This is a genomic window from Mesorhizobium sp. M4A.F.Ca.ET.090.04.2.1 (assembly GCF_003999085.1).
In the GTDB taxonomy this organism is placed as follows: domain Bacteria; phylum Pseudomonadota; class Alphaproteobacteria; order Rhizobiales; family Rhizobiaceae; genus Mesorhizobium.
Map to the genome: position 1 here is coordinate 1 of NZ_RZOT01000472.1, position 4,843 is coordinate 4,843.

6 protein-coding genes are annotated in these 4,843 nt (G+C 64.7%); 3 read left to right on the forward strand and 3 right to left on the reverse strand.

Annotated elements, in window-relative coordinates; all coding sequences use genetic code 11:
- Positions 1-630, reverse strand: a 630-nt coding sequence (locus tag EN781_RS25870; protein ID WP_245492655.1) for an amino acid--tRNA ligase-related protein, incomplete at its 3' end; no start/stop codon positions are given.
- Positions 631-815: 185 nt separating this feature from the next.
- On the opposite strand from EN781_RS25870, the gene EN781_RS25875 reads away from it, so the two are divergent.
- Complete coding sequence (locus EN781_RS25875; RefSeq protein ID WP_126054978.1) at positions 816-1,004, forward strand: DUF1059 domain-containing protein; 189 nt, start codon at positions 816-818, stop codon at positions 1,002-1,004.
- Between the two features lie 49 nt (positions 1,005-1,053).
- Here EN781_RS25875 and EN781_RS25880 read toward each other — a convergent pair whose 3' ends face one another.
- Positions 1,054-1,812, reverse strand: a complete 759-nt coding sequence (locus tag EN781_RS25880) for a DeoR/GlpR family DNA-binding transcription regulator (RefSeq protein WP_126054979.1) — start codon at positions 1,810-1,812, stop codon at positions 1,054-1,056.
- Positions 1,813-1,932: 120 nt separating this feature from the next.
- Between EN781_RS25880 and EN781_RS25885 the strand changes: the two genes are divergently transcribed.
- Positions 1,933-3,156, forward strand: a complete 1,224-nt coding sequence (locus tag EN781_RS25885) for an MFS transporter (RefSeq protein WP_126054980.1) — start codon at positions 1,933-1,935, stop codon at positions 3,154-3,156.
- 62 nt (positions 3,157-3,218) lie between these two features.
- Here EN781_RS25885 and EN781_RS25890 read toward each other — a convergent pair whose 3' ends face one another.
- On the reverse strand, positions 3,219-4,214 hold the full coding sequence (locus EN781_RS25890; protein ID WP_245492656.1) for an ornithine cyclodeaminase family protein: 996 nt from the start codon (positions 4,212-4,214) through the stop codon (positions 3,219-3,221).
- Positions 4,215-4,345: 131 nt separating this feature from the next.
- Here EN781_RS25890 and EN781_RS25895 point away from each other — a divergent pair, with 131 nt between their 5' ends.
- Positions 4,346-4,807 (forward strand): Lrp/AsnC ligand binding domain-containing protein, encoded by a 462-nt coding sequence (locus EN781_RS25895; RefSeq protein WP_126054981.1) that lies wholly within the window; start codon positions 4,346-4,348, stop codon positions 4,805-4,807.
- Positions 4,808-4,843: the final 36 nt, after the last annotated feature.

Sequence of the window (4,843 nt, forward strand, 5' to 3'; positions counted from 1 at the left end):
CGAGACCATGATCAGCTGCTTGTACTGCTGCGGCGCCTGCGGCAGGGCGTAGAAGGTGCCGGGATGGATGCGCGACGGCACCAGGAAGTCGCGCGCGCCTTCGGGCGAGGACGCGGTCAGGATCGGCGTCGAGAATTCGGTGAAGCCGACCTCGCCCATGCGCTTGCGCATCTCGGCGATGACCTTTGTGCGCGCCACGATGTTCCTGTGCAGCGTCTCGCGGCGCAGGTCGAGGAAGCGGTATTTAAGGCGGATGTCTTCCGGGTAGTCAGGCTCGCCGAACACCGGCAGCGGCAGTTCCTTGGCCGCCGACAGCACCTCGATCTCGCGCGCGAAAATCTCGATCTCGCCGGTCGGCAGGTTGGCGTTCACCGTCTCCGGCAGGCGCGCCTTGACCTCGCCGTCGACGCGGATGACCCATTCGCCGCGCACGGTCTCGGCGATCTTGAAGGCCGGCGAATCCGGATCGGCGACGATCTGGGTCAGGCCGTAATGGTCGCGCAGGTCGATGAACAGTAGGCCGCCATGGTCGCGCACGCGATGCACCCAGCCCGACAGCCGAACGGAATTTCCGACGTCGCTCTTTCTCAATTGGGCACAGGTATGGCTGCGGTAACGATGCATTGTCATGGATGAAGTCCGGATGCTGATTGCGGACCGAAGGCCCGCCTCGAAAATTGGCGCGAAAAGCGCATGGGAGGCCGGTTTTGTCAAGGCAAGCGGTCACGCGGTAGTGTCTCGGTTGAAATTGCAGAGCCGGTTGACAAAGGCCGCAGGCGGTCGCTCCATTAGATGTTCCTAAGATGGAGGCAGCGATGGCGTACACGTATCGGTGCAAGGACTATCCCGGGATGGAAGCCTGTCCGGGGAGGTTTACGGCAGAAAGCGCGGAAGAAGTCATGCAGCACGTTGAGCTTCACGCGAAGTCCGCGCATGGGGAAGACCCAAGCCAGTGGTCCACAGAGGATCGGCAACAACTACAAGCGATGATGATCGCCAGCTAGTTTTTGGACTGAGACGCCACCAGCCACACAGGCGTGCCGCTTTGGCCTCTCACGCGAAATGGATTTCAGCACCCTGGCGTTCGAAATCGGCGAGGATCGCGGCCGGCGCGGTCTTTTCGACCACCAGATGGCGGATCGCTTCGGGCTTGGCGACGCGGTAGGGCGCCGCTGTCGCCAGCTTGTCGTTGGTGACGGCGATGACAAGGCCGGCGCTGTTCCTGGCCATAGCGCGCTTCACCTCGGCCTCGGCCGAATCGAAGGCCGTCACGCCGCGCGCGGCGTCGAGGCCGCAGGAGCCCAGGAAACATAGATCGGCGCCAAGCTGCGAGACGGCCGCCAGCGTATCGGCGCCGACGCAGGTTCCGAGGTCGCGGACGAACCTGCCGCCGAGCACGATCAACGCGACCGACGGATGATCGGACAGCGCCGAGGCGACATCCAGCGAATTGGTGGCGATGGTCAGCTCGAGCTCGCGCGGAATGGCCCTGGCTATCGCCGCGTTGGTGGTGCCGCCATCTATGAACAGACTCTGTCCGGCGGAAAGCAGCCTCACTGCCGCGCTCGCCAGCCGCATCTTCTCCTCGACCGCGTGCCCGCTGCGCTGGCTGACTGTTGCCGCGGCCAAAGGTGCCGATGCGACCGCGCCGCCATAGACGCGGCGGCACTTGCCCGCTTTCGCCAGCTCCCTGAGATCGCGGCGGACCGTATCCTCGGAAACGCCGAAGTGGCTCGCCAGTTCTCCGGCCAGCACCCTCCCCTCGGCCGCAAGACGGTCGCGGATGATCTGCTGTCGTTGATCGGTCAGCATTGCATGATCCTGTTTTTGTTCTGCACGTTCTTGCATGTTTTGCACGTTTGTGCAAGGAGTGAGCCTTGTCGGACTGCTGGACAAGCCAGCCGTCGACCCACTTTCATTGAAAGCACCACGATGCGTTTTGGTCTCAGCCTTGCCCCTCAACACCGCGTCTATGCCGGGTTCGCGATCTATTCCTTCGCCATGGGCAACATCTTCCCGCGGCTCCCCGACATCAAGCGCGCCATGGAGATCGAGGACGGCACGCTCGGGCTCAGCCTGATCGGAACGCCGATCGGCACCTTGACGGCGCTGACGCTGGCGGCGCCGGTGCTTGAACGCGTCGGCTTCCGCCGCGCGCTGCTCGGCTTGGTGCCGCTCATCGCGCTCGCCTATGCCATCGCGGTGCACGCGCCGGGACCGCTTGCGCTGTTCCTGATGCTGCTTCCGGTCGGCCTTATGATCGGCAGCGTCGAGATCATTCTCAACGTCGAGGCTGACAGGACCGAGTTCCTGCTCGGACGCCGGATCATGAACCGGGCGCACTCGTTCTGGAGCATGGGCTTCTTCGGTGCCGGGCTGTTCGGCGGCGCGCTCGCGCATCTCGGACTGTCGCCACAACTCCATCTCGCCGTCGTCGTGCCGATGGTGGGCCTGTCGATGATGCTCTTTCTCGGTGGCTACGAGCCGGCGCCCGCCCGTCAAACCGGCACCGGCGATGCCGCGCCCATGTTCGCGCGGCCGACATTGCCGATCCTGGTCCTCGTCGCGGTGACACTGTCGGCGATGCTGCTGGAAGGCGCCAGTATCGACTGGTCGGCGATCTACATGCGCACCGTGTTCGACACGGGTCCCTTCGTCGCCGGCTGCACGGTGGCGCTGTTTGCGTTTTCGCAGGCGACGACGCGCTTCTTCGCCGACAGTTTCGTCGACCGCCATTCGCCAAGCGGCGTGGCACGCGTGCTGCTGGCGACAATGGCCGCGGGCGTGCTCATCGTCTTTTTCTCGCCTGCGCCGGCTGTCTCGATGCTGGGTTTTGCGCTTCTGGGCATCGGCACAAGCGCCATCTTCCCGCTGGCGATCTCCGCCGCCGCGCAGCGCACGGACCGCTCCGCGGCGATTAACGTCGCGGCGTTGTCGCAGATCTCCTTCGTCGCCTTCCTGCTCGGCCCGCCGCTGCTCGGCTTCGTCTCGGATCATTGGGGCATCCGCTCGGCCTTCGGCATCGGCATCCCGTTCATCGTGCTCAGCCTGCTGACCGCCGGCTCGCTTGGCCGGCGGCCGGCCAAGTCGGCCGCGCCGGCGGACGAAGCGCCCGATCCGGCGCGGAAGATGCTGCCGCAAGCCGGCGAGGCGTGAGCGGCACTTCCGTTGTCAGCCGATGCGCTCGCACACGTGTGGCGCGTCGCGGCTGCCACCCTTTACAGCGATGCGACAGCCCCGATTCCCCGGCGGACCGCCTCGCGGTAAGCCAGGTCGGCCGCCACCATGTCCTCCATGGCAACGCCCATTGCCTTGTAGACGGTGATCTGGTCGGCGCTAACCCGGCCCGGCCGCGCCCCGAGCAGTATATCGCCAAGTTCGGCTCCGGTTTCCGGATCGATGCCAGCCAGTTCACAGGAACCGACCGGCGTCGGGGCAAATGCATCGCTTGTCTCGACGAAAAGGCTGGCCTTGCCGACAAGCTCGACCGGCAATTCGCCACCGGGTGGCGCGACGCCGACCGACGAGACATGCGTGCCGGGCCGCACCCATTGGGCCGAAATCACCGGCTCAAAGGAATGCGTTGCCAGGCAGACAACATCCGACGAGCGCACCGCGGCCTCGATATCGCTGACGGCAACAATACCCGGATGTAGCGCCGCAAGCGCCTGCGCATCCGCGAACTCCTTCGAGACAATGCGGATCTCGGCGAAGTCGCGGACCAGTGGCAGAAGGCGCAGGTGCTGGCCGGCCTGGACGCCGGCGCCCACCACAGTCGCGACCTTGACGTCGCGCCGGGCCAGTTCGCGCACCGAGAGCACGGCCGAGCCGGAAGTGCGCACGGCGGTGATGTAGGTGCCATCCATGACGCAGACCGGCAATCCCGTCTGCGGGTCGAACAGATGGATGGTGGCGAGATGGCTTGGGATGCCTCTGGCGATATTGCCCTCGAATACGTTGACGATCTTCACCGTCAGATGCATGCCCGCCATCCAGGCCGGCATCGCCAGCGAATAGCCGGCCTGCGGAATGTCGAGCTGGGGCCGCGCCGGATTGACGACCTTGCCGCCAGACAGCGCCTGGAAGCCGTCCGCCAGTACGTCGAGAAGCCGGCGGAGGTCGATGCAGGCTTTCACCTCGGCCTCGCTCAATATGCGCACCGGCGTGTCACCCTTGGCGTGGGCGTTGCGGTAGTTCGAAATGGCTGATGTCATGGGGTCTTGCCCTGGTCTGGTTGAGTTGCCCATGAACGATATTGCCACCTGACAGCGTGATGAAATATGCTGTTTTGACCATTTCCGCGTGACTATCACGCAATACTTGGCCAAAAAGTGTGAGTACTGAAATGGACGATCTCGACCGTATCGACCGCTCGTTGCTGCGTTTGTTGCAGGAGGATGGCCGCCGCACCACGCTCGACCTCGCCCGCCGGGTCGGGCTGTCGCCGACGGGCGCCTCGCAGCGCATCAGGCGGCTGTTCAGCGAAGGCTTCATCCGGGCGGTGCGGGCCGTCCTCGACCCGGCCAAGATCGGCAAGGCGCAACTTGTCTTCATCGAGGTTCGGCTCGACCATACAGCGCCGCATGTCTTCGACCGCTTCGCCGAGGCTGTGTTGCGGGCGCCCGAGATCATCGAATGCCACATGGTGGTTGGCGGCTTCGACTACCTGGTCAAGGCGCGCATCGCCGACATGGCAATGTTCCAGGATTTCCTGCAGCGGGTCATCCTGCCGCTGCCGGGGGTCCGGGAAACGCACACCTACGCTTCGATCGCCAATGTGAAACCCGACGCCTTGTTGCCGATCTGAATTGGCGCAGAGGCACGCGTTCCAAGACGCTTGTCA

Excerpts from the sequence above, each read along its gene's own strand:
- EN781_RS25875 (WP_126054978.1), top strand. The coding sequence starts at position 816 with ATGGCGTACACGTATCGGTGCAAGGACTATCCCGGGATGGAAGCCTGT.
- EN781_RS25880 (WP_126054979.1), bottom strand. The coding sequence starts at position 1,812 with ATGCTGACCGATCAACGACAGCAGATCATCCGCGACCGTCTTGCGGCC.
- EN781_RS25895 (WP_126054981.1), top strand. The coding sequence starts at position 4,346 with ATGGACGATCTCGACCGTATCGACCGCTCGTTGCTGCGTTTGTTGCAG.
- EN781_RS25885 (WP_126054980.1), top strand. The coding sequence starts at position 1,933 with ATGCGTTTTGGTCTCAGCCTTGCCCCTCAACACCGCGTCTATGCCGGG.
- EN781_RS25890 (WP_245492656.1), bottom strand. The coding sequence starts at position 4,214 with ATGACATCAGCCATTTCGAACTACCGCAACGCCCACGCCAAGGGTGAC.